22 protein-coding genes are annotated in these 25,429 nt (G+C 71.9%); 6 read left to right on the top strand and 16 right to left on the bottom strand.

Annotation, left to right across the window (positions count from 1 at the left end; genetic code table 11):
- Nucleotides 1–341 precede the first annotated feature (341 nt).
- The 3 genes from scpA to ACK4UM_RS16200 all read right to left on the bottom strand — a co-directional run bounded on the left by scpA (nucleotide 342) and on the right by ACK4UM_RS16200 (nucleotide 7,402).
- The gene (scpA, locus tag ACK4UM_RS16210; protein WP_409801040.1) at nucleotides 342–2,513 is read right to left on the bottom strand and encodes a methylmalonyl-CoA mutase; all 2,172 of its coding nucleotides are present in this window, start codon (nucleotides 2,511–2,513) and stop codon (nucleotides 342–344) included.
- Between the two features lie 80 nt (nucleotides 2,514–2,593).
- Complete coding sequence (locus ACK4UM_RS16205) at nucleotides 2,594–4,582, bottom strand: methylmalonyl-CoA mutase family protein (RefSeq protein ID WP_409801039.1); 1,989 nt, start codon at nucleotides 4,580–4,582, stop codon at nucleotides 2,594–2,596.
- A gap of 516 nt (nucleotides 4,583–5,098) precedes the next feature.
- The gene (locus tag ACK4UM_RS16200; RefSeq protein ID WP_409801037.1) at nucleotides 5,099–7,402 is read right to left on the bottom strand and encodes a xanthine dehydrogenase family protein molybdopterin-binding subunit; all 2,304 of its coding nucleotides are present in this window, start codon (nucleotides 7,400–7,402) and stop codon (nucleotides 5,099–5,101) included.
- Nucleotides 7,403–7,626: 224 nt separating this feature from the next.
- On the opposite strand from ACK4UM_RS16200, the gene ACK4UM_RS16195 reads away from it, so the two are divergent.
- Nucleotides 7,627–8,547, top strand: a complete 921-nt coding sequence (locus tag ACK4UM_RS16195) for a PilZ domain-containing protein (protein ID WP_409801036.1) — start codon at nucleotides 7,627–7,629, stop codon at nucleotides 8,545–8,547.
- A 9-nt stretch (nucleotides 8,548–8,556) separates the two neighbouring features.
- On the opposite strand, the gene ACK4UM_RS16190 is transcribed toward ACK4UM_RS16195, so the two are convergent.
- From ACK4UM_RS16190 to ACK4UM_RS16170, 5 genes are all read right to left on the bottom strand, one after another.
- Nucleotides 8,557–9,597 carry a patatin-like phospholipase family protein gene (locus ACK4UM_RS16190; RefSeq protein WP_409801034.1) on the bottom strand — a complete coding sequence of 347 codons (1,041 nt, stop codon included), beginning with the start codon at nucleotides 9,595–9,597 and terminating at the stop codon, nucleotides 8,557–8,559.
- The gene (locus ACK4UM_RS16185; protein WP_409801032.1) at nucleotides 9,594–10,508 is read right to left on the bottom strand and encodes an alpha/beta fold hydrolase; all 915 of its coding nucleotides are present in this window, start codon (nucleotides 10,506–10,508) and stop codon (nucleotides 9,594–9,596) included. Before ACK4UM_RS16185 ends, ACK4UM_RS16190 begins: the two co-directional genes overlap by 4 nt.
- Nucleotides 10,509–10,539: 31 nt before the next feature.
- Nucleotides 10,540–11,826 (bottom strand): phosphoribosylamine--glycine ligase, encoded by a 1,287-nt coding sequence (gene purD, locus ACK4UM_RS16180; protein ID WP_409801030.1) that lies wholly within the window; start codon nucleotides 11,824–11,826, stop codon nucleotides 10,540–10,542.
- 54 nt (nucleotides 11,827–11,880) lie between these two features.
- The gene (locus ACK4UM_RS16175) at nucleotides 11,881–12,924 is read right to left on the bottom strand and encodes a histone deacetylase family protein (RefSeq protein WP_409801028.1); all 1,044 of its coding nucleotides are present in this window, start codon (nucleotides 12,922–12,924) and stop codon (nucleotides 11,881–11,883) included.
- Nucleotides 12,925–13,026: 102 nt separating this feature from the next.
- Nucleotides 13,027–13,419, bottom strand: coding sequence for a helix-turn-helix domain-containing protein (locus tag ACK4UM_RS16170; protein ID WP_409801026.1), 393 nt, complete (start codon nucleotides 13,417–13,419; stop codon nucleotides 13,027–13,029).
- A 746-nt stretch (nucleotides 13,420–14,165) separates the two neighbouring features.
- Here ACK4UM_RS16170 and ACK4UM_RS16165 point away from each other — a divergent pair.
- From ACK4UM_RS16165 to ACK4UM_RS16155, 3 genes are all read left to right on the top strand, one after another.
- The gene (locus ACK4UM_RS16165) at nucleotides 14,166–15,170 is read left to right on the top strand and encodes an MBL fold metallo-hydrolase (protein ID WP_409801024.1); all 1,005 of its coding nucleotides are present in this window, start codon (nucleotides 14,166–14,168) and stop codon (nucleotides 15,168–15,170) included.
- Nucleotides 15,171–15,306: 136 nt separating this feature from the next.
- On the top strand, nucleotides 15,307–16,800 hold the full coding sequence (guaB, locus tag ACK4UM_RS16160) for an IMP dehydrogenase (protein ID WP_409801022.1): 1,494 nt from the start codon (nucleotides 15,307–15,309) through the stop codon (nucleotides 16,798–16,800).
- Between the two features lie 13 nt (nucleotides 16,801–16,813).
- A complete protein-coding gene (locus ACK4UM_RS16155; RefSeq protein WP_409801021.1) occupies nucleotides 16,814–17,224 on the top strand; it encodes an MAPEG family protein in 411 nt (136 codons plus the stop codon).
- A gap of 17 nt (nucleotides 17,225–17,241) precedes the next feature.
- Here the strand turns inward: ACK4UM_RS16155 and ACK4UM_RS16150 are convergent, their stop codons facing one another.
- From ACK4UM_RS16150 to ACK4UM_RS16135, 4 genes are all read right to left on the bottom strand, one after another.
- On the bottom strand, nucleotides 17,242–17,391 hold the full coding sequence (locus tag ACK4UM_RS16150; RefSeq protein WP_409801019.1) for a hypothetical protein: 150 nt from the start codon (nucleotides 17,389–17,391) through the stop codon (nucleotides 17,242–17,244).
- Nucleotides 17,392–17,468: 77 nt separating this feature from the next.
- Nucleotides 17,469–18,086 carry a helix-turn-helix domain-containing protein gene (locus tag ACK4UM_RS16145; RefSeq protein ID WP_409801017.1) on the bottom strand — a complete coding sequence of 206 codons (618 nt, stop codon included), beginning with the start codon at nucleotides 18,084–18,086 and terminating at the stop codon, nucleotides 17,469–17,471.
- Nucleotides 18,087–18,204: 118 nt separating this feature from the next.
- Nucleotides 18,205–18,606 carry a hypothetical protein gene (locus tag ACK4UM_RS16140; protein ID WP_409801015.1) on the bottom strand — a complete coding sequence of 134 codons (402 nt, stop codon included), beginning with the start codon at nucleotides 18,604–18,606 and terminating at the stop codon, nucleotides 18,205–18,207.
- Nucleotides 18,607–18,942: 336 nt separating this feature from the next.
- A complete protein-coding gene (locus ACK4UM_RS16135) occupies nucleotides 18,943–19,788 on the bottom strand; it encodes an EipB family protein (RefSeq protein WP_409801013.1) in 846 nt (281 codons plus the stop codon).
- A 151-nt stretch (nucleotides 19,789–19,939) separates the two neighbouring features.
- Here ACK4UM_RS16135 and ACK4UM_RS16130 point away from each other — a divergent pair, with 151 nt between their 5' ends.
- Complete coding sequence (locus ACK4UM_RS16130) at nucleotides 19,940–20,410, top strand: RidA family protein (protein WP_409801011.1); 471 nt, start codon at nucleotides 19,940–19,942, stop codon at nucleotides 20,408–20,410.
- Between the two features lie 2 nt (nucleotides 20,411–20,412).
- On the top strand, nucleotides 20,413–21,177 hold the full coding sequence (locus ACK4UM_RS16125; RefSeq protein WP_409801009.1) for a glycerophosphodiester phosphodiesterase family protein: 765 nt from the start codon (nucleotides 20,413–20,415) through the stop codon (nucleotides 21,175–21,177).
- Nucleotides 21,178–21,212: 35 nt separating this feature from the next.
- Here ACK4UM_RS16125 and ACK4UM_RS16120 read toward each other — a convergent pair whose 3' ends face one another.
- The 4 genes from ACK4UM_RS16120 to aroA all read right to left on the bottom strand — a co-directional run bounded on the left by ACK4UM_RS16120 (nucleotide 21,213) and on the right by aroA (nucleotide 25,249).
- Nucleotides 21,213–22,289, bottom strand: a complete 1,077-nt coding sequence (locus ACK4UM_RS16120) for a DNA recombination protein RmuC (RefSeq protein WP_409801008.1) — start codon at nucleotides 22,287–22,289, stop codon at nucleotides 21,213–21,215.
- 51 nt (nucleotides 22,290–22,340) lie between these two features.
- Complete coding sequence (locus tag ACK4UM_RS16115; RefSeq protein ID WP_409801006.1) at nucleotides 22,341–22,889, bottom strand: PRC-barrel domain-containing protein; 549 nt, start codon at nucleotides 22,887–22,889, stop codon at nucleotides 22,341–22,343.
- A gap of 360 nt (nucleotides 22,890–23,249) precedes the next feature.
- Entirely contained in the window at nucleotides 23,250–23,885 is a 636-nt protein-coding gene (gene cmk / locus ACK4UM_RS16110) for a (d)CMP kinase (protein WP_409801004.1), read from the bottom strand.
- Nucleotides 23,885–25,249 (bottom strand): 3-phosphoshikimate 1-carboxyvinyltransferase, encoded by a 1,365-nt coding sequence (aroA, locus tag ACK4UM_RS16105; protein ID WP_409801003.1) that lies wholly within the window; start codon nucleotides 25,247–25,249, stop codon nucleotides 23,885–23,887. The genes cmk and aroA overlap by 1 nt, the downstream gene beginning before the upstream one ends.
- Between the last annotated feature and the right edge of the window lie 180 nt (nucleotides 25,250–25,429).

Genomic DNA, 25,429 nt, shown 5'->3' with positions numbered 1-25,429 from the left:
GTGGGTTGGGGGCGGAAAATCCCTCCCCGTAGGGGTGGGTGGCCTCGGGAGCGGAGCGCCCGAGGTCGGGTGGGGCCCGAGGGTCGGAGGAAAATCTCCGCGCGACGGGCCCCACCCGGCCTTTCTCGGCTGTCGCCTCGAAAGTCCACCCTCCCCTCCGGGGAGGGAGGGCGGGCGGCAAATCCCTCCCCGTAGGGGAGGGTGGCCTCGGGAGCGGAGCGACCGAGGTCGGGTGGGGCCCGAGGTTTGGAGGATCATCTCCGCGCGACGGGCCCCACCCGGCCTTTCTCGGCTGTCGCCTCGAAAGTCCACCCTCCCCTCCGGGGAGGGAAGGCTCCCCTTCACTCCGCCGCGCGGGAGGGGGCGTAGCCGAGGCGGGTGTTGAGCTCGGCGAGCAGGCGCTCGGCGGCGTCCGCGATCACCGTGCCGGGCGGGAACACCGCGGAGGCGCCCATCTCCATCAGCGCGGGCACGTCGTCGGGGGGAATGACGCCGCCCACCACGATCATCACGTCGCCGCGCCCCTCCGCCTCGAGCGCCGCCTTGAGCGCGGGCACGAGGGTGAGGTGCCCTGCCGCGAGCGAGGACACGCCGACGATGTGGACGTCGTTCTCGATCGCCTGGCGCGCGGCCTCCTCCGGAGTGGCGAAGAGCGGGCCGATATCGACATCGAAGCCGAGATCGGCGAAGGCGGAGGCGATCACCTTCTGGCCGCGATCGTGCCCGTCCTGGCCCATCTTGGCGACGAGGATGCGCGGGCGCCGCCCGTCCGCCTCCTCGAAGGCCTCGACCAGTCGGCGCACGCGTTCGATCGCCGGCGACATCGCACCCACCTCCCGCTTGTAGACGCCCGAGATCGAGCGGATCTCGGCGCGGTGGCGCCCCCAGACCTGTTCGAGCGCGCCCGAGATCTCGCCGACGGTCGCCTTGGCGCGCGCGGCATCGACCGCGAGCGCGAGCAGGTTGCCCTCGCCGGAGCCTGCGGCCTTCGTCAGGGCGGCGAGCGCGGCCTCGACGGCGGCAGGATCGCGCTCGGCGCGCAGGCGGGCGAGCTTGTCGATCTGGAGCGTGCGGACATTGGCGTTGTCGACCTTGAGCACCTCGATCGGGCGCTCGTCGAGGGGCTTGAACATGTTGACGCCGATCACCGCCTGGTTGCCGGAATCGATCCGGGCCTGGGTCCGCGCGGCCGCCTCCTCGATCTTGAGCTTGGGCACCCCCGCCTCGATCGCCTTCGCCATCCCGCCGAGCGCCTCGACCTCGCGGATATGGCCGAGCGCGCGGCCGGCGAGCTCGGCGGTCAGCCGTTCGACGTAGTACGAGCCGCCCCAGGGGTCGATCACGCGCGTCGTGCCGCTCTCCTGCTGGAGGAAGAGCTGCGTGTTGCGGGCGATGCGCGCGGAGAAGTCGGTCGGCAAGGCGAGCGCCTCGTCGAGCGCGTTCGTGTGCAGCGACTGCGTGTGGCCTTGCGTCGCCGCCATCGCCTCGATGCCGGTGCGCACGACGTTGTTGAACACGTCCTGCGCGGTGAGCGACCAGCCGGAGGTCTGCGAATGGGTGCGCAGCGCGAGCGATTTCTGGCTCTTCGGCTCGAAATCGCGCACGAGCCGCGCCCAAAGGAGGCGGGCGGCGCGCAGCTTCGCCACCTCCATGAAGAAGTTCATCCCGATCGCCCAGAAGAAGGACAGGCGCGGCGCGAACTGGTCGATGGTGAGCCCCGCGGCGAGGCCGGCGCGGATGTATTCGACGCCGTCGGCGAGCGTGTAGGCGAGCTCGAGATCCTGCGTCGCCCCGGCCTCCTGCATGTGGTAGCCGGAGATCGAGATCGAGTTGAATTTCGGCATGTTCGCCGAAGTGTAGGCGAAGATGTCCGAGATGATGCGCATCGAATCCCGCGGGGGGTAGATGTAGGTGTTGCGCACCATGAATTCTTTGAGGATGTCGTTCTGGATCGTGCCGGCGAGCTTGTCGGGCGAGACGCCCTGCTCCTCGGCGGCCACGATGTAGAGCGCCATCACGGGGAGCACCGCCCCGTTCATCGTCATCGACACGCTCATCTGGTCGAGCGGGATGCCCGAGAAGAGCGTGCGCATGTCGTAGATCGAATCGATCGCCACCCCGGCCATGCCGACGTCGCCCGCGACGCGGGGATGGTCGGAATCGTAGCCGCGATGGGTGGCGAGGTCGAAGGCGACCGAGAGGCCCTTCTGGCCCGCGGCGAGGTTGCGCCGGTAGAAGGCGTTCGAATCCTCCGCCGTCGAGAAGCCGGCGTATTGGCGCACCGTCCAGGGCTGGTTGACGTACATCGTCGGGTAGGGCCCGCGCAGGAACGGCGCGATGCCGGGATAGCCCGCGACATGCGAGAGCCCGGCGCGGTCCTGCGGGCCGTAGGCGCCCTTGACGGGGATGCCCTCGGGCGTCGTCCACGGCTCGCCGGCCTCGGCTCCGGCGCGGGCTTCGCCCGGACGCGGTGCGGCGAAGGGGATCGTCGTGAAATCCGGGATCGCGGTCATCGTTCACCCTCCGGCGGCGCCGGCCGCCTCGTCGACAAGCTGGGAGCGGAGGAAGCGCGCGTCAACACCGCCGCGCCCCGTCAGGCGATCTCGGCGCGCGCGAGCGCGTCTTCGAGGAGCGCGAGGAGATCGCAGCCCGAAAAGACGAAAGCGTCAATTCCCGCCGCGCGCAGCGCCGTCTCGCGCTCGGCCGTCGGGCGCCCGGCGAGATAGAGAATCGTCACGCCCGCCGCCTTCAGGGCGCGCGCGGCGTCTTCTCCTTGCGCCTCGTAGAGCGCGTCGGAGGACGCGAGGCAGGCGATGCGCGTGCCGCTCGCCCAGGCGGAGGCGGCGAGCGCCTCGAGATCGGCGTGGACCTCCGCCGGAAGCGCCGCGATGCCGCCCGCCTCGAAGGCGTTCTTGGCGAAGGTCGCGCGCGCGTTGAAGGCGGAGAGCGGGCCGAGGGTGGCGAGGAACACGCTCGGGCGCGCGCCGGTCTTGGCGAGATGCGCGTCGCAGCGATCGCGCAGCCGCTCGAAGGGCTCGGCGTCGCGGATCGAGGGCAGCGCGGGGAAGACGACCGGTGCGATGCCGGCCGGGGGCGCGGCGAGGGCGGAGAGCGGCTCTCCGGCGCGGAGCGCGGCGACGAGATCGCCGAAGGCGACGACGGGGGTGGACGAGGGGCTCGCCGCCGGCGCGGGCGCGTCCTCTTCCGGAGGCGCCTCCTCGCGCGTCATCGCCACCGCGACGGGCGCCTCGGCGAGGTGGGGGAACTCGCTCACGCCGGTGATCGCGTCCCGGCGCTTGGCGATCGCGGCGTCGCGGGCGCGCCGCACGTCGCCGATGCGGCTCTGGACGTGGCCGGCCTCCAGCGTCGAGAGGATGCCGCCGCCGGCCTCGATCGCCTGGAACAGAGCCCAGGCCTGGGCGCAGAGCGCGTCGGTGAGGGTTTCGATCGCGCCCGAGCCCGCCGCCGGGTCCGCGACGCGCCAGAGATTGCTCTCGTGGAGAAGGACCGTTTGCGTGTTGCGCGCGACGCGGCGGGCGAACGCGTCGGGCAGGCCGAGCGCGGCGGTGAAGGGCGTCACGACGAGGCTGTCCGCGCCGCCGATGCCGGCCGCGAAGGTCGCGACCGTCGCACGCAGCATGTTCACCCACGGGTCGCGACGCGTCGTCATCCGCCAGGCGGTCTCGGCATGAAGCCGGATCGGCGCGGGGGCGAGCCCGCAGGCCTCCTCCACGCGCGCCCACAGAGCGCGCAGCGCCCGCATCTTGGCGATTCCGAGGAACTGGTCGGCATCGGCGACGAGGAGGAAGGAGAGGCTCGCCCGCGCGTCGTCGAGACCGTGACCGGCGGCCTCGAGCGCGCGCAGATAGGCGAGGCCCGTCGCGAGAACGCAGGCGAGCTCCTGCGCCTCGCTCGCGCCCGCCTCGTGATAGGGCCGCCCGTCGCAGAGGAAGAGACCGCCGACGAAGCCGCGCGCGGCGAGGTCGCCGAACGTCTCGCCGCAGCGTGCGCCGACGACGTCCCACGGCGCCGAGAGCCGCCCGCTCGCCGCCGCCGCGCCGATCGGATCGAGGGCGAGGTCGAGCGCGAGGTCCCCGAGCGCGTGCCCGCGCTTCTCCGCGAGCGCCACGACGAGCGCCGCGACGTGCCGTCCGGCGGCGCCGGCGTCGAGCCGCAGATGGACGAGATCGAGCATCACCCCGTCGAGCGCCGCCTCGAGATCGGCGAGCGTCTCGACGCGCAGCCCGAAGCCGCGGGCGGAGCGGGCCTGCGGCGCGACGAGGACGAGCGCGTCCGCCCCGCCTTCGAGATCCTCGAGGGCCTGGGCGCGGGCCGCGCCGGGGTCGGGATGGTCGAGCCGCGCGGCGACCCGCCAGGGCCCGTGCGCGGCGCGACCCGGCCGCGGCGCGACCTCCGCGGCCTCGTAGAGCGGCTCGACGCGCAGACCGTCGTAGCTGCGCGAGACGAGCTTGCGCTCGAAATCGGCGCCCTTCAGCACGCCCTCGACGAGCGCCAGCCAATCCGCCCGCTCCGCCGGGGGAAAGTCGGCGGCGAGTGCGGAAACGTCGATGTCCTCGCTCATCGGTGCGCTCCCTCGCGATGTCGCATCCCTGTTAGCCGGAAACGCCGCGGCTGCGAAAGAGGCACTTTCGTCAGAGACGCCGCCCGATCCCTCCCCGGAGGGGAGGGTGGCCTCCGAGCAGAGCGAGGAGGTCGGGTGGGGCCCGACGCTCGCAGAACGACCTCCACCCGGGCCCTACCCTCCCTAAGGGGCCAACGAGCGCACAGATCATCGTTCGTGCATACGCACGACGAAAACAGCACGCTCCCTCTCCTTCCCCTCAGGGGAAGGTGGCTCCGGACCCGAACAGGGTCCGGAGACGGATGGGGTCGTTCGACCCGAAGGGTCGAAGGGGCGTCGGGAGCCGCCGTACGTACGGAGCTTTATGACAACGCCCCTTCGCCGCATTCGCGGCGAAAAACCCCATCCGACCCGTCGCCTTCGGCGCCGGGCCACCTTCCCCTGAGGGGAAGGAGAGGGGTCGCGTCTTGTCGCTTCGTTCCCAGGCGCAGACCACGAGGCGTGAATCTCGTAGCCTTAGGGGGAGGGACGGCCCGCCGCGCGGATCGCGTCGAACAGGGCCTGGGGCGTGGCGGGCATGTCGATGTGGGCGATGCCGAAGCCGCGGTGGAGGGCGTCGACGAGGGCGTTCATCACGGCGGGCGCGGCGCCGATCGTGCCCGCCTCGCCCGCGCCCTTGATGCCGAGCGGGTTCGTCGCGCAGGGCACGTTGCGGGTCTCGAAGACGAAGTTCGGCACGTCGGCCGCGCGCGGCACCTGGTAGTCCATGAACGAGGCGGTGACGAGCTGGCCGCTCTCGTCGTAGACGACCCGCTCCTGCAGCGCCTGGCCGATCCCCTGCACGATGCCGCCATGCACCTGGCCCGCGAGCAGCAGCGGGTTGAGGGTCACGCCGAAATCGTCGACGACCGTATAGGCGAGGATCTCGACCTCGCCGGTCTCGGGATCCACCTCGAGCTCGCAGACATGCGTGCCGTTGGGATAGGTGCCCTCGGGCGGCTTCCAGCGATAGGAGGCGGCGAGGTCGGCGCCCGGTCGCGCGGCGAGCGTCGCGAAATCCACCGCCCGATCCGTGCCGGCGACGCGCACGGTGCCCTCGACGATCTCGAGATCGGCGGCGGCGGCTTCGAGATGGTCGGCGCCGAGCTCCTTGAGCCGCTGCGCGAGGATCTCGCTCGCGCCCGCGACCGCCGCGCCGCCGACGGGGATCGAGCGCGAGCCGCCGGTGCCGCCGCCCGTCTTGATCCGATCGGTGTCGCCCTGCTCGACCGAGATGCGCTCGATCGGCAGATCGAGCGCCTGCGCCACGAGCTGGGCATAGGCGGTGGCGTGTCCCTGCCCGGTCGATTGCGTGCCGATCCGCACGTGCGCCCCGCCGTCGGGCAGGATCGCGACGTCCGCGCTCTCGGCGCCGCCGCCGGCGCAGATCTCGATATAGGTCGCCATGCCGATGCCGCGCACGCGCCCGGCCTGCCGCGAGGCGGAGGCGCGCTCGGGGAAGGCGTCCCAGCCGGCGCGCGCCATGGCCTGGCGCATGTGGCCCTCGAACTCGCCGGTGTCGTAGGTGCGCCCGGTCGCGGTCTTGTAGGGCATCTGGTCGGGGCGGATGAAGTTGCGCGCGCGCACCGCGTCCGGGCTCTCCCCGCGCACGCGGGCGACGTGGTCGACGAGCCGCTCCACCACGTAGGCCGCCTCGGGGCGGCCCGCGCCGCGATAGGCGTCGACGGGCACGGTATGGCTGTACCAGCCGCGGATGCGCGCGTGCACCGCCGGGATGTCGTAGACGCCCGGCGTCATGCGCGCGCCGCCGGAGGGGATGAACGGCGCGAATTGCGAGAGATAGGCGCCCATATCCGCATCGATGACGACCCGCATCGCGAGGAAGCGGCCCGCCTCGTCGAGCGCCATCTCCGCGCGGGTGAGGTTGTCGCGGCCCTGCGCGTCGCCGAGGAAGTGCTCGCCGCGTTCGGCCGTCCAGCGCACGGGCGCGCCGAGCGCCTCCGCGGCGACGAGGACGAGCGGATATTCGCGATAGACGAAGATCTTCGTGCCGAAGCCGCCGCCGACATCGGGCGTGACGACGCGCAGCCGCTCGGGCTCGATCTTCATGATGCGCCCCGCCACGATGTCGCGCACGTCGTGGCTGCCCTGGCTGCCGAGCGTGAGCGTGTAGCGGCCGCTCTGCGCGTCGTATTCGCCGAGCGCCGCGCGGGTCTCGAGGAAGTTCGCGACGACGCGGTTGTTGACGAGATCGATCGCGACGACCTGCGCCGCGCGCGCGAAGGCGGCATCCGTCGCGGCCGCGTCGCCGACGCCCGCATCGAAGGCGAGGTTGGTGCCGATCTGCGGCCACACGAGGGGCGCGCCGTCGGCCTGCGCGCCGACGATGCCGATCGCGGCGTCGGCGATCTCGTAATCGACGGGGAAGGCGTCGACGGCGTCCTGCGCCGCGTCGCGGGTGTCGGCGATCACGACCGCGACGATGTCGCCGACATGGCGCACGCGCCCGTCGGCGAGGACGGGATAGGGCGGCAGGGGCATCTTGGTGCCGTCGGCATTGGCCGCGGGACCGAGGCAGGGCAGATCGCCGAGATGCGCGACGTCCGCGTGGGTGAGCACGAGGCGGATGCCGGGCATGGCGCGGATCTCGGCGAGATCGCCGATCCGGAAGGTCGCGTGCGCATGGGGGCTGCGCACCATCACGGCGTGGAGCGCGCCGGCGGGAGCGAGATCGTCGGTGTAGCGGCCCGTGCCGCTGACGAACCGCGCGTCCTCGACACGCCGGACCGGCTGACCGACACCGAACTTCATGGGGCGCATGCGCTGGTCTCCTCCTGCGTCGCGATCGGGGTCCGAGTAGAAGCGCCCGCGCGCCGCCGCGCAAGCCCGCGGCCCGTGTGGGGCGGCCTTCGGGTTCGGGCGAAAATGCGAATGCGACGCATCTCGGAAAGGGTAACGAAATGCAAACGCGCTAGTCTCACTACGGCACAGGCGGTATTGCGCCGCACCACGCAATGCGACGAGCGAGACGACGGGCGGGTGGCATGGCCGAGGCATGGCGAGCAGGGGAGACGGACGGCGCGGGAGAGCGCGGCGCTCCCTCGCTCGACGACGGCCGCGCGCGCGCGACCCCCGCCCTGGAAGCCTCACCCGAGATCGGCGCCGATCCCGCGCGACGCGCCATCGCGCGCCTGACGCAGGCGGTGCGGGCCGAGGCGCGCGCGCTTCGCGAAAGCACGGCGCGGCTCGGCTGGCAGTCCGCCCGAATCGCCCGCGCGGATGGCGGATCGGCGAGGGACGAGCGGGCGCTCGGCGCGATCCTCGCCGAACTCGCCGCCGGCACCTTCGGCGCCGTCCTCGCCGCGATCCGGGCGGGCGCGTCGGTGCGCGGCTTCGCCGCGGTGGCGGGGGAGACGCGCGTCCTCGCCCGCGCCTTCGAGGCCTCGGCCGCCGCGCTCGAGGCGCAGATCTGCATCATCGAGGAGCGCTGCGCCGAGGCGGCGGCGCTCGCCACGCGGCTCGAAAAGGCGAGCGACGGGGCGGGCGAGGCGCAGGCCCTCGCCGAGGACGCCGCCGCCGCGCGGGGCGCCTGCCTCGCGCTCGCCGACGCGGTCGAGACGCTCGCCGACACGCTCGCGGGGGCGATCGGGCTCGTCGATCGCCGCCAGAGCCTGCGGGTCGCGCTCGAGGTGCCCTGCATCCTGCGCCTCCTGGACGGCGAGCGCGTCGGCCGGACGCTCGACCTCTCGCAGCACGGCGCCCGCATCGCCCTCGACGACGCCTCCGACCTGCCGCCCGGACGGCCGGTGCGGCTCGTCCTGCCGGAGATCCCCCGCATCGTCGGCACGGTCGTGGCCGGCGCCGGCGAGGGCCTGCGCGTCGCCTTCGACCTCGGCCACGAGGCCAATGCCCCCGCCCGCGCGGGGCTCGCCCGGCTCGTCGCGCAGGCCGGCGCGCGCGGGTGAGGGACGCCCTCAGCCGTCGCCGACGTCGGAGCCCGCGGCGAGGGCGGCCTTGGCTTCCGCCGCCGCGATCAGCGCTTCGAGGCCGCGCTTGAGATCGTCCTTCATCGGCTCGACGGCGGCGAAGATCGCCTCGGTCTCGAGGAAGTCGAGCACGCGGAAGGGGGTCACGGGCGGGCGCAGGAGGAGCTGGGGAGCGACGAGCTTGAGCTTCGCCCGCACCAGCGCCTCCTGCATGATCTGGATCGCGCCGAGCGTCACGTCGAGCCCGCCGGGGAGCCTGTCGGGGTCGGGCTCGGGGCCGGCCGCGACGTCGACCGCGATGACGATGTCCGCCTTGCCGACGAGGAGATCGAAGGGCAGCGGGTTGACGCTGCCGCCGTCGATCAGCGTGCGCCCCTCGTAGACCACCGGCTTGAACAGGCCGGGGATCGCCATCGAGCCCGCGACCGCGCTCGCGAGCGAGCCCTCGCGGAAGACCATCTCGGAGCGGGCGAAGAAGTCCGTCGTCACCACTTCGAGCGGGATCGCGAGGTCCTCGATCCGCTCGGGCAGGTCGCGCGGCCAGAAGGCGTCGAGCACGCGCTCGCCGTCGAGGAGGAAGGGGTTGCCGAGCCCGTTGAACATGTCGACGAAGCGACCGACCCGCGCCTCGAGGAGCCGCGCCATCACCCGCGCCCGGTCGGTCATCGTCGCGATGGCGTGGCGGCGCAGCGCCCGCGCGGGAAGGCCCGCGCAATAGGCGCCGCCGACGATCGCGCCCATCGAGCAGCCGGCGATGGCGGTGGGGCGGATGCCGAGCTCGTCGAGAGCTTCGAGCAGCACGATATGCGCGAGCCCGCGCGCGCCGCCGGCACCGAGCGCGAGGGCGACGCTCGGATAGGGCCCGATCGCCCCCGGCGGCGGCGCCTTCGCGCGCCCGCGCTTCTCGCGCGGGGCGAGCGCCGAGCGCTTCTCGATCCGTCGCGCGCGCCAGGACCGCCGCCCCGTCACCGGATCGGGTCCGTTCGAGGATTCGGGGCCCTCCCGGTCCGCCTCGCCGTCCCCGCTCATCGCGTCTCCTGCTCCGCGAGGACGGGGAGGATCAGATCGAGCGCGCCGGCGGGGTCCTCCTCGGGCACGAAATGGCCGCTGTCGAGGAGCCGGCCCTCGGCCTGCGGCGCGAAGCTCGCGCGCCAGACGTCGAGCGGGGTCGGGCCGCCGTCGTCGCGACCCGTGAGGAAGAACTCGCCCCAGCCGATCGCGACGGGGCACCGGATGCGCCGGCCCGCCGCGAGATCGGCCTCGTCGGCCTCGCGGTCGAGGCTCGCGCCCGCGCGATAATCCTCGCAGACGGCATGGATGCGGGAGGGCTCGTTGTAGGCCTGCCGATAGGCCTCGAGCGCGGCGGGGTGGATCGCGTCGAGCGTGCCGTCGCGGGTCCAGCCCGCCATCAGCTTCTCGAAGAAGGCGTTCGGATTGCGCCCGATCGCGTCCTCCGGCTCGGGCGCCGGACGCGCCAGGAACTCCCAATGCGCGGCGGGGAAGCGGCCCGCCTCGATCTCGCGCCAGACGTGGAATGTCGGCAGGATGTCGAGCATCGCGAGATGGGTGATCCGCGCGGGCTGATCGAGCGCCAGCCGGTAGCCGACCCGCGCGCCGCGGTCGTGCCCGACGAGCGCGAAGCGGGCATAGCCGAAATGCGACATCACCCGGATCGCGTCCCGCGCCATCGCGCGCTTGGAATAGGCCTCGTGGGCGGCATCGCTCGGGGGCACGCTCGACCAGCCGTAGCCGCGCAGGTCCATCGCGACGACGTGGTGGCGCTCGGCGATCTTGCCCGCCATGCGGTGCCAGCAGACATGGGTCTGCGGAAAGCCGTGCAGGAGGAGCACCGGGGGGCCCTCGCCCTTGGAGCGGGCGAAGATGCGCCCGTCCGGCGTGTCGAGCCAATGGCTCTCGAAGCCCGGAAACAGATCCTGCATGCGCGTGCCTCCTCTCGCCGGGGCCGGCCGCTCAGCTCCCGACGCCGTCGCGCCCGAGCGCCCGCCAGCCGATGTCCCGCCTGTGGAAACCCTCGGGCCAATCGATCCGATCCACCGCCTCGTAGGCGCGATCGCGCGCCGCCGCGAGCGTGCGGCCGGTTCCGGTGACGGCGAGCACGCGCCCGCCGCGCGCCACAAGCCGCTCCCCCTCCCGCGCGGTGGCGGCGTGGAAGACGCTCACGCCGGGAAGCGCGCCCGCTCGTTCGAGCCCGCCGATCGTCGAGCCCGTCGTCTCGAGGGCGCCGGGATAGCCCCGCGTGGCGAGCACCACGGTCAGCGCGGCATCGTCGCGCCAGCGCAGGTCGATTCCCTCGAGCCGCCCCTCGCAGGCGGCGAGCATGGCGGCGACGAGGTCGCTTGCGAGGCGCGGCATCAGCACCTGCGCCTCCGGATCGCCGAAGCGGACATTGTACTCGATCAGCTTGGGCCCCTGCGCCGTGAGCATCAGCCCGGCATAGAGGATGCCGACGAAGGGCGTGCCGCGCTCGGCCATCGCGACGAGCGTCGGGCGCACGATCTCGGCCATCACGCGCTCGGCGAGGGCGGGGGTGAGGACGGGCGCAGGGGAATAGGCGCCCATCCCGCCGGTATTGGGCCCGACATCGCCGTCGAACACGCGCTTGTGGTCCTGCGCGGAGGCGAGCGGCAGGGCGGTCTTCCCGTCGCAGAGGGCGAAGAAGGAGACCTCCTCGCCCTCGAGCTTCTCCTCCATCACGACGCTCGCGCCGGCGGCTCCGAGCGCGCCCGAGAAGATCGCCCGCAGCGCCTCCTCCGCCTCCGCCGCCGTCTCCGCCACGACGACGCCCTTGCCCGCCGCGAGCCCGTCCGCCTTCACCACGATCGGCGCGCCCGTCGCGGCGAGATTCGCGAGAGCGGGCTCGAGCGCGTCGAAGCGGGCGAAGGCGGCGGTGGGAATGCCGTATTCGGCGCACAATTCCTTCGTGTAGCCCTTCGAGCCCTCGAGCTGCGCGGCGACCCGGCGCGGGCCGAAGGCCGCGATGCCCGCCGCGGCGAGATCGTCGACGAGGCCCGCGACGAGCGGCCCCTCGGGGCCGACGACGACGAGCCCGACGTCCTTCTCCCGGCAGAAGGCGACGACGGCGTCATGATCGGCGACGTCGAGCGAGACGTTCTCGCCATGCGCGGCGGTGCCGGCATTGCCGGGGGCGACGAAGAGGCGATCGCAGGAGGGGCTGCCCGCGATGGCGAGGGCGAGGGCGTGCTCGCGGCCGCCCGATCCGATCAGCAGGATGTTCATGGCTCCGAGCCTGTAGCGAAGAAGCCGGCCCCGGTCCAGCGTCCCGGTCCGGCCTCAGCGGGCGCGGCTGCCCTCGTCGAAGCTCGCCAGGAACGCGGCGAGGTTGCGCGGCAGCGCCTCGCAGAGATAGCCGCCCTCCTGGACGATGGCGGTGGGGTAGCGCGCCCGCGCGATCGCCCGCGCCGCCCGCTCGAAACCCGAGGTCGTCACGGCGAGCGCGCCGATCGGATCGTCGATCGACGCGTCGAGGCCGAGCGCGAGCACCAGCGCGCCGGGGCGGTAGGCGTCGATCGTGGCGAGGGCATCGGCGATCGCGGCGAGGAAGACGTCGTCGCCCGAGCCGTGCGGCAGCGGGATGTTGCGGTTGGCGCCGCGGCCGGGCCCCTCGCCGACCTCGTCCGCGTAGCCGGCGAAATAGGGGAAATAGGTGGCCGGATCGGCGTGGATCGACACCGTCAGGACGTCGGCGCGGGAATAGAAGATGCCCTGCGTGCCGTTGCCGTGATGGACGTCGATGTCGAGGATCGCGACCCGCGGCTCGGCGGCGAGCGCATCGGACGTGCGCAGGCGCTCGGCGGCGATCGCGGAATTGTTGAGGAAGCAGAAGCCGCCGGCCGAATCCGCGTAGGCGTGGTGCCCCGGCGGACGGCAGAGCGCGTAGGCGCGGCCCTCCGCGAGCGCGCAATCGGCGGCGGCGACCGCGACCTGCGCGCTGGCGCGGACCGCGTCCCAGGTGCCGGCTCGGATCGGCGTCGAGGTGTCGGCGAGATGGTAGCCGATGAGGCCGATCATGCCGACCGGCCGACGATGCATGTGCGGGCGCGCGAAATGCCCGCTCAACACCTCGTCGCCGGTATCGGGGATCTCGGCGCGGCGCCCCCAGGCCTCCTGGAGGAAGGCGAGATAGCCGGAATCGTGCACCGCCTTCATCGGCGCGAGCCCGAGATCGTCCGGCACGGCGAGGCGATGTGCGCCGTCGATCGCGGCTCGCAGCACCTCGTAGCGCTGCGCCTGCTCGGGATGCGCGACTAGAGCGCCGCGGCGGAAATAGCGGTCGGGATCGTGCGCGAGCGAGCGCGGGTCGTGAAAGGCACGCATGCCGCGTTAGAGCACGTTTGCCACGCGAGGGGAATACGCGTGCCGCGCACGGGGAATGGGCGCGCTCGCGCCCACCCCGCTCGGACCCGGATTCCGGCGCCCTCAGGCCTTCGCGTCGCTCATCTCCGTGCTCGCGAAGGTCTCGGCGATCTGCGCGAGATTGTCGAGCAGGCGGCGCGACTTGATCTTCGAGGCGGAGACGATCAGACGCTGCACGCCGTCATTGGCGAGGATGTCCTGGCGCCCGGTCTCGCGGGGCTCGACGTCCTCGGAGAAGCTGAAGAAGAACTCGATCGGCTGCTCGGTGGAGAGCGAGACCTGATGCAGGCGCCCGGCGCCGATCCGGTCGGTTCCGTTCTCGTACTTCTGGATCTGCTGATAGGTGACGCCGATCTGCTCGCCGAGCTTCTGCTGGCTCATCTTGGCGATGCGGCGCGCGAGGCGAATACGCTGACCGACGAAGCGGTCGATATCGGTTGGGCAACGGGTCGACATGGGCCTACCGTGATCTTTGGTTGAGTGTACGTGTAGAAATAGGCCTACTTCGACGCTGTGTAAATAGACGAAGGGGCTGACATGCCTCTCGTGTAGTAGTCTCGAAGGGGGCAGGAGGCGCACGAAGCAGCGTGTACGACGAACTACCGGAAAACCGCTACAAAAATGAAAATATGCGTTGCATCAGGCGGATAGCGGCAATTTGCACGAAAACATTCGTATACAAAGGTACGCAGCGTCTGCCAGGGCACTCATGCGTGCGTAAAATGCGTTTATGATTTTAGCTTTTCTGCACTGGTGCTCGAGTCCATCCGCATCGCTGGCGGCGCTCCAGCACTTGCTGCGCAAGGAGATACGGGAAAACACCGAGTCACGAAGCCGCGCCAATTCTCTCACGAGCCGCGGGTCGATTACGCCCCTGCCCGCGCGCGCCCGCACCCGCCATTTCGACGGGTTCAGCTTCATAATGACCAATCCCGCGAGACGCTGCCCCGCCGAACTGGACGCCGGAAGCAAGAAGATCGCGCGCGGCACCAAGCGCAGGACGGCGGCTTGCCGCATATGACGCTGCGTAATCACAATCGAGCTGGAGAGATTCCGGCAAGATGAAAAGACGTCATTGCACAAGGCCTGCCGCTCTTTGGTTGCCGAAGCACGGCTTCGTGATCGCTCGGCGTCTTGAACCGCGGATCGCGCGCGACATCATCGCAAGCGAACGTTTCAACCCCAACGCGAGACGCTATACGATGCCTTCGACTTCGAACCCCGACCGCCGCAGCCTGCTCCAGACAACGCTCGTCGCCACGCTGGCGGTCGGGATCGGGACGGGAGGACCGGCCATGGCGCAGGCGCGCACGAGCACGAGCGAGAGTGGGAACGGCGCGGGCCAGGCGCCCGGCTTCTATCGCTACCGAATCGGCGAGATCCTCGTCACCGCCGTCAACGACGGCTTCGGCCGGCGCCCGCTCGACGGCTTCGTGCGCAATGCCGAGCTGTCGGAGGTCCAAGAGGCGATGCGCGCGCGCTTCCTCTCCGAGGAGGCGCTCGAGATCCCCTTCACGACCCTCGTCCTCGAGACGCAGGGTCGGCTCGTCCTCATCGACGCCGGCAACGGCGATTCGGGCGCGCCGACCTCGGGGCGCTGGATGGAGAATTTCCGCGCCGCCGGCTACGCGCCCGAGGACGTCGACGACGTCGTGATCAGCCATTTCCACGGCGACCACGTCAACGGCCTGCGGCTCGCGAGCGGGGAAGCCGTGTTCCCGAACGCCCGCATCCACGTCCCCGCCGCGGAATGGGACTTCTTCATGGACGATGCCCGCATGGAGGCGGCGCCGGAGGCCGCCCAGGGCGTGTTCCGAAACGCCCGGCGCGTGTTCGCGCCGATGGAGAGCGAGCCCGCCCGTTTCGAGCCCGAGGCGGAGGTCGTGCCCGGCGTCACCGCGATCGCCGCCCACGGCCACACGCCGGGACACACGGCGTTCCGCATCGCATCGGGCGGGGAGAGCCTCCTCGTCCTCTCCGACACGACGAATCACCCGGCTCTGTTCGTGCGCAATCCGGGCTGGCACGCGATCTTCGACATGGATGCGCAGGCCGCCGAGGAGACCCGTCGGCGCCTTCTCGGCGAGGCCGCGGATGCCCGCGAGCGGGTCGCGTTCTACCACGCGCCCTTCCCGGCGCTCGGCCATGTCGCGCGCGACGGCGAGGGCTTCGCCTTCGTGCAGGCGCAGTGGACGAGCGCGGTCTGACGCCGCAGGCGCGCTCTCGCGACGGAACGATGCGCCGGGCGTGTGGACGCGCGCCCGGGCTCGTGCTATGGACCCGCGCCAACTCGTCCCCGGCGACAACGCTCGCCCATCCCGCGGAACGCGCGAGGAGTTGGTCATGGCCCGCATCATCGAAGATCGTCTCGTCGAAGGCCTCACCTTCGACGACGTGCTCCTGCGTCCCGCGCATTCGGAGGTCCTGCCCTCCGACGTCGACCTGCGCACCCGCCTCACCCGCGAGCTGAGGCTCAACATCCCGATCGTCGCCTCGGCGATGGATACGGTGACCGAGGGGCGCATGGCGATCGCCATGGCCCAGCTCGGCGGCATCGGGGTGATCCACCGCAACCTGGAAGCGCCCGAGCAGGCGAAGCAGGTGCGGCTCGTCAAGAAGTTCGAATCGGGCATGGTCATGGACCCGATCACCATCTTCCCCGACGCGACGCTGGCCGACGCGCTCGACGTGATGAAGCGCAACCACATCTCGGGCATCCCGGTCGTCGAGCGCGGGCCCGGCGGCCGCAAGGGCAAGCTCGTCGGCATCCTCACCAATCGCGACGTGCGCTTCGCCGACAATCCCGCCCAGCCCGTCTCCGAGCTGATGACCAAGGACCGGCTGATCACGGTGCGCGAGAACGTCGCCCAGGACGAGGCGCGCCGCCTCCTCCACCAGTTCCGGATCGAGAAGCTTCTCGTCGTCGACGACCACCACCGCTGCGTGGGCCTGATCACCGTCAAGGACATGGAGAAGCAGGTCGCCCATCCGCTCGCCGCCAAGGACGCGCAGGGCCGGCTCCTGTGCGCGGCGGCGACGACGACGGGCGAGCTCGGCTTCGAGCGCTCGGAGGCCCTGATCGAGGCCGGCGTCGACGTGATCGTCGTCGACACCGCCCACGGCCATTCGGCCAAGGTGCTCCAGGCGGTGACGCGGGTGAAGGCGCTCTCGAACGTCGTCCAGGTGATCGCCGGCAACGTCGCCACCCACGACGGGGCCAAGGCCCTGATCGACGCGGGCGCGGACGCGGTGAAGGTCGGCATCGGGCCGGGTTCGATCTGCACGACCCGCATCGTCGCGGGCGTGGGCGTGCCCCAGCTCACCGCCGTGATGGACGCGGTCCGCGCCGCCGAATCGACCCGCACTCCGGTGATCGCCGACGGCGGCATCAAGTTCTCGGGCGATCTCGCCAAGGCGCTCGCGGCGGGCGCGGAGACCGCCATGATCGGCTCGCTCTTGGCCGGCACCGAGGAGGCGCCGGGCGAGGTGTTCCTCTACCAGGGGCGGTCCTACAAGTCCTATCGCGGGATGGGCTCGGTCGGCGCCATGGCGCGCGGCTCGGCCGACCGCTACTTCCAGCAGGACATCAAGGACCAGATGAAGCTCGTGCCCGAGGGCGTCGAGGGCCAGGTGCCCTACAAGGGCCCGGTCGCGGCCGTCGTCCACCAGCTCGCGGGCGGGCTGCGTGCGGCGATGGGCTATTGCGGGACGCGCACGCTTCCGGACTTCGCCGAACGCGCGGAATTCGTGCGCATCACCAATGCGGGCCTGCGCGAGAGCCACGTCCACGACGTGACGATCACGCGCGAGAGCCCGAACTACCCGTCGCGGGCTTGAGCGAGGGCCTGCCGTGAGCGCGGCGATCGCTCCGGTCCTCGCGCTCGTCGCGCTCGCCTTCGGGCTCCTGTTCTGGATGGGGGCGCTGCGCAATCTCGCGCTCCTGCGCGGGCAGGCGCGGCTCGGGGAAGCGGCGCTCGGTGAGGCGATTTGGCCGCGCCGCGCGCGCCTCGTCGGCAACGCGTTCCACAATCAGCTCGAATTGCCGCCGCTCTTCTACGCCCTCGTCCTGTTCGTTTTGGCGACGGATGCGTGGACGGGGGCGGACGCGATCCTCGCCTGGATCTTCGTCGCGACGCGCTACGCGCACGCCGCCGTCCACGTCACCACCAACGACGTGCGCCTGCGCGGCCCGCTCTTCGTCGCGGGCGCGCTGGTGCTTCTCGGCCATTGGGCATGGTTCGGATGGCGTGCGCTCGCGTGAGCGCCCGCCCGAGCGCCTCAATCGGCCTTCGGCTGCGTGGTCGCGGGCGGGTCGCTCGCGGGGAAGGTGTCCTCGAGCGCCTCGTCGAGCTCGCGCTCCTGGCGCTTGCGCTCGGTGGACTTGTCCTCGCCCGTGTCGTCGCGAGGGGTTTTCTTCTCGTCGCTCATGATCGCCTCCGGCTGTGGGAGAATGTCGAAGTCCCGAGGGTCAACGCGGCCGGAGCGGAAAGGGTTGTCCCGCGAAATCACTCCATCACGGCGGCCTTGAGCACGCAGACCATGGTCGCGCGCCCCGGGCGGTCGCCGATGCAGCGCACCGTGTGGGGGCGGTCGCAGCGATAGCGCAGCGTCTCGCCGGCCTTGGCGCGCTGCACGCTGCCGGCGACCTCCACCTCGAAATCGCCGTCGAGCACGGACAGGTGCTCGACCGAGCCGCGCTGGTGGGCATCCGATTCGAGCACGCCGCCGGGCTCGGACTGGACGTCGTACCATTGCAGCCATTCGACGGTCTTGATCCAACCGATGATCGAGAGGCGCATCTTGCCGTCGTCCGACACGAGCATCGGCGTGTCGGCGCGCGAGGAGCGCTCGATGAAGGGCTCGTCCTCGACGGTGGCCAAGACCCGCTCGATCGAGACGTCGAGCGCCTGCGACAGGCGCCAGATCGTGGCGAGCGTCGGGTTCGTCTCGTTGCGCTCGATCTGGCTGATGATCGACTTCGCCACGCCGGATTGCTCGGCGAGTTCCGACAGCGACAGATTGTAGGCCTTGCGCAGACGCTGGATCGTCTTGCCGAGCTGGCCGGAGAGGACCTGGGCCCCCGCCTCGAGCTCGCGCGTCCGCTCCTTGCCTTCGACGCCCATGGGGCACCTTTCTCGAAGAAACGCGTTCCTTTGACCGAACGCTCGTTTGTCGTTTCAAACGCAACATGCCCAAGCGGACGGGCCGTGGCAAGGGGGGGCCGGGCTCCTCGCGGCGTTCTCACTCGGCCTCGAGGCCGAACTTCTCGACGACCTCCGGGCTGATGATGCCCGACGTCATGGCGAGCAGAACGAGGCTCGCGTCGAGCGCGTCCGGATGGTCGAGCGCCCGCTCGACCCGCCGCTCCACCCGCGCGAGCGCGGCCTCGCCATTGGCGTGCGCGAAGGGGTCGGGCCCCATCATGCAATAGGCGACGATCTCGGCGGCGGGGCCGTAGGCGCCGGGGGAGGGGTCGTCGCGTCCCTCCGCGTCGCGCATCAGGCGGATCGCGGCGAGCTTGACCGCCTCCTTCACCGTCATCGGGTGGACGTCGAGCGCGCGAAGCGCCTCGTCGAGGCGCCGCAGGTCCTCCGAGCGGCCGAAGCGCCCGAACAGCCCGATCGACGATCCGCGCCTGAACATCGCCGCTCCCTCCCCAACCGTCCGCAGAACGTGGCCCCGCCCGCGCCCCGCGGCAAGTCCCGACGACATCCGCGCCCCGGACGCGAGCCCTCTGGACTCGCGAATCGTTCCCCACTTCGTCATTCCGGGGCGCGAAGCGAGCCCGGAACCTAGACTCCCGACCTCGGTTCGAGCGCGCATGCGCGCTCGCTTTGCCAACCCGAGGCCGTGGATGCGTCGAAGGACGCAGCCTATAGGCTGCTCATCGTAACGTCGGGTATCTGGGTTCCGGGCTCGCTTCGCGCCCCGGAATGACGACGTCTAGGTAAGCAGGCGAATCATCCACGGTTTTTTGGCTCAAGGCGTCTCGCAGGCGCCGCTCGGCGCGATCAGATCGAGCGAGACGAGGCGGCCCTCGAGCGCGTAGGCGCCGAAATCGAAGACGAGGTCGGAGCTGACGCCGTTCTCGAACAGGCGGAACGAGATCTCGTATTCCGGCAGCTGCTCGCCCTCGCCCTCGACGAAATAGCTCAGCCGCACGGGCCAGCTCGCGAGGCCGGCGACCGGGGCGAGCGCCTCGGGCGCCGCGTCGCCCTCCGGCGCGCGCTCGTTCCCGACGAGCGCCAGCGTCTCGTAGACCGTCAGGCCGTCGCCGGACCCGTCGAACAGGCGCGCCGGCACGAGCCGTTCCCCGGCGCGGGCGGCGCCGATCATCAGGCGCACGTGCTCGGTGGGAAAGAGCGGCGCGTCGGAGAGGACCCGCGAGGGCTCGGCGCTGCGCTCGAGCGAGATCGTCGTCGCCCCCTCGGCGCGGGCGGCCTGCCCGTCGACGCTCTCGATCGTGGTGCCGGCGGCGCGCGTCTCCGAGCGGAACTTGAGGAGCGCGCCGTCGGCGGCCTCGAAGGTGGCGCTGTTCGAATCGATCGTCTGCCCGACGCCGTCCTCGGCGCCGATGACGACGACCTGCCGGACGCGCGTGGTATAGCCGTCGCAGGCATCCCCGTGGATCTCGAGGGCGATGCGCCCCACAGCGGAGGCGATGCCCGCCTCCTCGCGCACGATGCCGAGCGTGAGATCGTAGACCGCGCGATGCGCATCGAGGCGGACCGCGGAAGGGCCGACGGCGGCGGGATCGGCTGACGCGTCGGCTGCGAGCGCCCCGGTCGCGCAGAAGGCGAGGGCGAGGCCGGATGCGAGGCGCATGGTCGCAGACACTCCCGACGGACTTTCGTGATCCCACCCCTGTGTAGAAGGCGAAAGCGATGAGCGCAACGGGACGGGTTGCGCCTTGCGCGCGCCTGCCGCAGAAGCATGGCATCGTCGTGAACGCGCTTTGCCGCGGGAGGAACGGATCATGAGCAGGATCGAGGAGAAGCTGGCCGATCTGGGGATCACGCTGCCGGCGGCGGCGGCGCCGGTGGCGAACTACCTGCCGAGCGTGCGCACGGGCAATCTCGTCGTCGTCTCGGGGCAGCTCTGCCTGGGGCCCGACGGCAAGCTCGCGCCCGCCCATATCGGCAAGCTCGGCGCCGGGGTCTCGCCGGAGGCGGGCCGCGAGGCCGCTCGGCTGTGCGCGATCAACCTCCTCGCCCAGCTGAAGGCGGCGGTGGGCGATCTCGATCTCGTCGTGCGTTGCGTGCGCCTCGGCGGCTTCATCAATGCGAGCCCCGATTTCGCGCAGCTCGCCCAGGTGATGAACGGCGCCTCCGATCTGATGGTCGAGGCGCTCGGCGAGGCCGGCCGCCATGCCCGCTCGACGATCGGCGTCGCGGAATTGCCGCTCGACGCCGCGGTCGAGGTCGAAGGCATGTTCGAGGTGCGCTGAGCATGAGCCTCGCCCTTACGCCGGCGCCGGATTGGCTCGTCGCGCGCCCCGTGGCCCATCGCGGCCTGCACGAGCGCGCGGCCGGGCGCGTCGAGAACACCCTCGGCGCCGCCCGCGCGGCCATCGCGCACGGTTTTTCGATCGAGTGCGACGTCCAGATCAGCGCCGACGGGGAGGCGATGGTCTTCCACGACGACGACCTCGCGCGGCTCGTCGGCCGCGAGGGGCTCGTGCGCGAGGTGGCGGCCGAGCGGCTCGCCGCCACCGCGCTCCTCGATGCCGGCGGGGAGACGATCCCGCGCCTGTCCGATCTTCTGGAGACGGTCGCCGGGCGGGTGCCGCTCGTCGTCGAGATCAAGAGCCGCTTCGACGGGGACATGCGCCTCGTGCACCGCACGCTCGCGCTCGCGCAGGCCTATTCGGGGCCGATCGCGCTCAAATCCTTCGATCCCGCCATCGTCGCGGAGATCCGCCGCCTCGCGCCGCAGCGCGTGCGCGGCATCGTGGCGGAGGCGCGCTACGATCACCGCGAGTGGGACGGCCTCACCTCCGAGACGAAGCGCGCGCTCGCGAGCCTCGACCACGTTCGCGAGACGCAGCCGCATTTCCTCTCCTGGGGCGTCCGCGACCTCCCGCACGCCGCCCCCTTCCTCCTGCGCGCGCTCGCCGAGCTGCCGGTGATGGTCTGGACCGTCCGCGATGCCGATGCCCGCGCCCGCGCGCAGGCGCATGCGGATCAGATGGTGTTCGAGGGGTTCGTGCCTTAGAACTCTCGCCTGAGAACTCTTGCGCGCTGCCGCCCTCACGCCGCGTCGTCGGCGGCGCGGCGGGGCGGGGGCTCGTCGGCGAAATCGAGGCTCTCGATGCGCCGCCCGCGCCGGGCGATCGTCTCGGTCGCGGCGCGGATCGCGGCGACGTCGCCCTCCGCCTGCCGAAAATGCCGGTCGAGACGCCCGACGCGGTCCTCCAGCCGGGAGAGATCGTCGAGGAGGCGGGCGACTTCGGTCTGGATCACCCGCGCCTCCTCGCGCACCCGCGCATCGCGGGCGAGCGCCTGCACCACCTGGATCGCGAGCGAGAGGAGGGCGGGCGAGACGATGACCACGCCCGCGCGATGCGCGCGCTGGACGACGTCCGGGAAATGCTCCTGGAGATCGGCGTGCACGCTCTCGGCGGGCACGAACATGAGCGCGACGTCCTGCGTCTCGCCGGGAACGAGATAGCGCTCGGCGATCGCGCCGACATGGCGGCCGACATCGGCGCGCACGCGGGTCGCCGCCCGCGCCTTCGCCTGGGCGTCCCGCGCCTCGCGATGGGCGAGGAAGCCTTCGAGCGGGAATTTGGCGTCGATGACGAGGCCGCGCGGATCGCCGGGCAGGCGGATCAGGCAATCGGGCCGCGCGCCGCTCGCCAGCGTCGCCTGGAAGGCGTAGGCGCCGGCGGGCAGGCCGTCGCGCACGATCGCCTCCATGCGCCCCTGCCCCCAGGCGCCGCGCGCCTGCTTGTCGGAGAGGATCTCCTTGAGATCCGCGACCTGGCCGGCGAGGGTCTCGAGATTGCGCTGGGCGGCGTCGATCACGGCGAGCCGCGAGGAGAGCCGGGTGAGATGCTCGCCCTGCGCGGCGCTCCCGCGCTCGATGCGCTCGGCGAGCATGCGGGCGAAATCGCCCTGTCGCGCGCCGAACACCTCCGCGAAGGTCGCCATCCGCCCGGTCATCTCCGCCTGGAGGCGGGCGATCTCGGCCATGCGCCGGGCGGTCTCCCCCCGCTCGCGGCGGGCTCTCGCGAGGCTCGCGAGGAGCGCGATCGCGAGGACGAGCGCGAGCGCGCCCGCGGCGAAGGCGAGCGTCTCGGGGGAGAGGCCGAGGGCGACGTTCATGCCCGCATCATGACGCGAAAATGCGAACGAAGGCTGAACGCCGCCCGTGCCTCACTCCGTGCGGTAGCCGGTCTCGCCGAGATTCATGCCGAAGGGACCGGAGTCCTGGATCGCCGGGACGTTGCCCCACGCCTGGTCGATCCCTTCCATGTTCTCGATGTCCTCTTCGCTCGCTCCCCAGACGACGAGGCGATCGCCGTCGAGATAGAAGCGGTCGACCGGCAGCGCGAGCTTCTCCGATCCGAAGCCGAGGAAGCCGCCATGGTCGAAGACGAGATAGCGCTGCCCGTCCGGCCCCTGGACGAGGCGATCGACGGTGCCGACCTCGTCGCCGTCGCGGGTGTAGATCGGCTGCGCCTCGAGATCGGCGATGATCATCGGCCTCTGCTCGCGGGAGAAGCGCGGAGGCAGCTGGTATTGCTCGCCGAGCCGCAGGATCGCGTCCGGCCGCTGGCGGGTGACGGCGATGCCGTCCTCGACGGGCGCCTGCGCGACCACGAGCGCGCCGTCGCGCGCCTGCGCCGCCGCCCCGCTCGCCCCGACGCCGATCGCGAGCGCGGCCGCGAGCGGAATGCCGTATCGGGCTGTCTTGGAAATCATGTCGCCTCCTGATCTGTCCGAGGCGAACGCATGGCGCGGGGCGGGGTTCGGTCGAGGGGGGGCGGCCCTGCGCGTTCCCCTGGAGAGCGTGTGGATCTCCGGAAGGTTGTCATCCCGGGCCGCGAAGCGGACCCGGGACCCATATCCTCGAGGATCGCCCGAGCGCGCATGCCGCGCTCGTGCCGCTACATATGGGCAGCTTTCGTCGGAGAAACGCAGCCTACAGGCTGCGACTGACACGTCGTGGTTATGGGTCCCGGATCGCCTTCGGCGTCCGGGATGACACCGCAACGTTTTCACACTCTCTCAGGAAGCAGAGCGACGGCGCCTCGCCGACACGCTCGCCCTGCTCGCGATCCCTCACGCCCCCGTTCTCGCCGCGTCGACGATGCGGCGGGCGTGGGCGAGGGCTTCCTCGATGTCGAGGGCGGAGGTGTCGAGGACGTGGGCGCCCTCGGCCTGCTTGAGGGGGGCCGTCGCGCGGCCGCTGTCGCGGGCGTCGCGGGCGCGCAGATCCTCGAGCACGGCCTCGTAGCCGATGTCCTCGCCCCGCAGCGCGAGCTCGCGGTGGCGGCGGCGGGCGCGCTCCTCGGTGCTCGCGGTGACGAACAGCTTCACCTGCGCATCCGGGCAGATCACGGTGCCGATGTCGCGCCCGTCGAGCACGGCGCCGGGCTCCTGCTCGGCGAAGCGGCGCTGGAAGTCCACGAGCGCGCGGCGCACGGCCGGATAGGCGGAGACGATCGAGGCGGCGCGCCCCATCTCGGCCCCGCGCAGGCGGCTCTCCTCGACATAGGCGAGGTTGAGGGCGGCGGCGGCGGCCTCGGCGGCCTGCTCGTCCTCGAGCGGGCGGTTCTTGTCGATCAGGATGCGCGCCACCGCCCGGTAGAGGAGGCCGGTATCGAGATGGGCGAAGCCGTAGGCCTCCGCGAGCCGCCTCGCGAGGGTGCCCTTGCCCGAGGCGGCCGGGCCGTCGATCGCGACGACGAACCCCATCAGGAGCCGACCCCGGCATCCGCGATCGACGCGCCGAGCCCCCGCATGGACGACACGAAGGTCGGGTAGGACGTCGCGATCATCGCCCCGTCGTCGACGCGCATGCCGTCGCGCGCCACGAGGCCCATGACGAGGAAGCTCATGGCGATGCGGTGGTCGAGATGGGTGGCGACGGTGCCGCCGCCCTGCGGGGCCCGCCCCGCGCCGGAGACGACGAGGTCGTCCCCCTCGATCGCGTGCGCCACGCCCGCGGCGGCGAGGCCGGCGGCGACGGCGGCGAGGCGGTCGGATTCCTTCACGCGCAATTCGTGCAGGCCGCGCATGCGCGTCTCGCCCTCGGCGCAGGCCGCGGCGACCGCGAGGATCGGGTATTCGTCGATCATCGAGGGCGCGCGCGCGGCCGGCACGTCGACGCCGCGCAGGCGGCTCGCGCGCACGCGCAGGTCCGCGACGGTCTCGCCGCCCTCCTCGCGCTCGTTCTCGAGGGCGATGTCGGCGCCCATCTCGAGGAGCGTGGCGAGGAGCCCCGTGCGCAGGGGATTGGTCATCACGCCCTCGACGAGAATGTCCGAGCCCGGCACCAGGAGCGCCGCGACGATGGGGAAGGCGGCCGAGGAGGGGTCGGCGGGGACGACGACGCGGGTGCCGACGAGCTCGGGCTGGCCCTGCAGGACGATCGTGCGCCCCGCCTCGCCGTGCGGCTCGACGCTCACCTGAGCGCCGAACAGGCGCAGCATCCGCTCCGTATGGTCGCGGCTCGCCTCGCGCTCGATCACGGTGACGCGGCCGGGCGCGTTGAGCCCGGCGAGCAGCACGGCGGACTTGATCTGCGCGGAGGCGACCGGCGTCTCGTAGGTGATCGGGATCGTCTCGCGGGGGCCGCGCAGGGTGAGCGGCACGCGCCCGCCCTCGGCCGCCTCGACCACGATCGCGCCCATGCGCGTCAGCGGCTCGAGAATGCGGCCCATCGGGCGCTTGCGCAGGCTCGCGTCGCCGTCGAAGGTCGCCGTCACCGGATGGCTGCCGGCGACGCCCATCATCAGCCGCGAGCCGGTGCCCGCATTGCCGAAATCGAGGACGCCGTCGGGCTCGACGAGGCCGCCGATGCCCACACCCGTCACCCGCCAGGCGCCCTCGCCGAGCCGCTCGACGCGCGCGCCGAGCTGCGCGCAGGCGCGGGCGGTGCGCAGGACGTCGTCCCCCTCGAGAAGACCCTCGATCCGCGTCTCGCCGATGGCGAGGAGGCCGAGGATCAGGCTGCGGTGGGAGATCGACTTGTCGCCCGGAACGCGCAGGCGCCCGACGAGCGGGCCGCCGGGACGCGCCTCGAGCGGCTGGGGCTGGTGATCGGGATCGTGCGACACGAGTAGGGGGGCTCCGGCTCGGGATCGGTTCGGACGGGAGCGTTAGCACGGGCGCGCGCGCGCGTCACGACGCCATCGCGGGCGCGGGTCAAGGCGGGGTGCGACACCGGCCTTGCGCGCGCGCTCATCTTTTGGTTTGACATTTCGCGCGAGGCGTTCAACACCCTCCACCCTTCCATC

Source organism: Salinarimonas sp. (assembly GCF_046292825.1).
Lineage (GTDB): Bacteria > Pseudomonadota > Alphaproteobacteria > Rhizobiales > Beijerinckiaceae > Salinarimonas.
This window is presented reverse-complemented; position numbering and strand designations above follow the sequence as displayed.

Bases quoted from the DNA above. Each gene is read 5' to 3' on its own strand.
- scpA (WP_409801040.1), bottom strand. From the start codon at position 2,513: ATGACCGCGATCCCGGATTTCACGACGATCCCCTTCGCCGCACCGCGT.
- ACK4UM_RS16205 (WP_409801039.1), bottom strand. From the start codon at position 4,582: ATGAGCGAGGACATCGACGTTTCCGCACTCGCCGCCGACTTTCCCCCG.
- ACK4UM_RS16200 (WP_409801037.1), bottom strand. From the start codon at position 7,402: ATGCGCCCCATGAAGTTCGGTGTCGGTCAGCCGGTCCGGCGTGTCGAG.
- ACK4UM_RS16195 (WP_409801036.1), top strand. From the start codon at position 7,627: ATGGCCGAGGCATGGCGAGCAGGGGAGACGGACGGCGCGGGAGAGCGC.
- ACK4UM_RS16190 (WP_409801034.1), bottom strand. From the start codon at position 9,597: ATGAGCGGGGACGGCGAGGCGGACCGGGAGGGCCCCGAATCCTCGAAC.
- ACK4UM_RS16185 (WP_409801032.1), bottom strand. From the start codon at position 10,508: ATGCAGGATCTGTTTCCGGGCTTCGAGAGCCATTGGCTCGACACGCCG.
- purD (WP_409801030.1), bottom strand. From the start codon at position 11,826: ATGAACATCCTGCTGATCGGATCGGGCGGCCGCGAGCACGCCCTCGCC.
- ACK4UM_RS16175 (WP_409801028.1), bottom strand. From the start codon at position 12,924: ATGCGTGCCTTTCACGACCCGCGCTCGCTCGCGCACGATCCCGACCGC.
- ACK4UM_RS16170 (WP_409801026.1), bottom strand. From the start codon at position 13,419: ATGTCGACCCGTTGCCCAACCGATATCGACCGCTTCGTCGGTCAGCGT.
- ACK4UM_RS16165 (WP_409801024.1), top strand. From the start codon at position 14,166: ATGCCTTCGACTTCGAACCCCGACCGCCGCAGCCTGCTCCAGACAACG.
- guaB (WP_409801022.1), top strand. From the start codon at position 15,307: ATGGCCCGCATCATCGAAGATCGTCTCGTCGAAGGCCTCACCTTCGAC.
- ACK4UM_RS16150 (WP_409801019.1), bottom strand. From the start codon at position 17,391: ATGAGCGACGAGAAGAAAACCCCTCGCGACGACACGGGCGAGGACAAG.
- ACK4UM_RS16145 (WP_409801017.1), bottom strand. From the start codon at position 18,086: ATGGGCGTCGAAGGCAAGGAGCGGACGCGCGAGCTCGAGGCGGGGGCC.
- ACK4UM_RS16140 (WP_409801015.1), bottom strand. From the start codon at position 18,606: ATGTTCAGGCGCGGATCGTCGATCGGGCTGTTCGGGCGCTTCGGCCGC.
- ACK4UM_RS16135 (WP_409801013.1), bottom strand. From the start codon at position 19,788: ATGCGCCTCGCATCCGGCCTCGCCCTCGCCTTCTGCGCGACCGGGGCG.
- ACK4UM_RS16130 (WP_409801011.1), top strand. From the start codon at position 19,940: ATGAGCAGGATCGAGGAGAAGCTGGCCGATCTGGGGATCACGCTGCCG.
- ACK4UM_RS16125 (WP_409801009.1), top strand. From the start codon at position 20,413: ATGAGCCTCGCCCTTACGCCGGCGCCGGATTGGCTCGTCGCGCGCCCC.
- ACK4UM_RS16120 (WP_409801008.1), bottom strand. From the start codon at position 22,289: ATGAACGTCGCCCTCGGCCTCTCCCCCGAGACGCTCGCCTTCGCCGCG.
- ACK4UM_RS16115 (WP_409801006.1), bottom strand. From the start codon at position 22,889: ATGATTTCCAAGACAGCCCGATACGGCATTCCGCTCGCGGCCGCGCTC.
- cmk (WP_409801004.1), bottom strand. From the start codon at position 23,885: ATGGGGTTCGTCGTCGCGATCGACGGCCCGGCCGCCTCGGGCAAGGGC.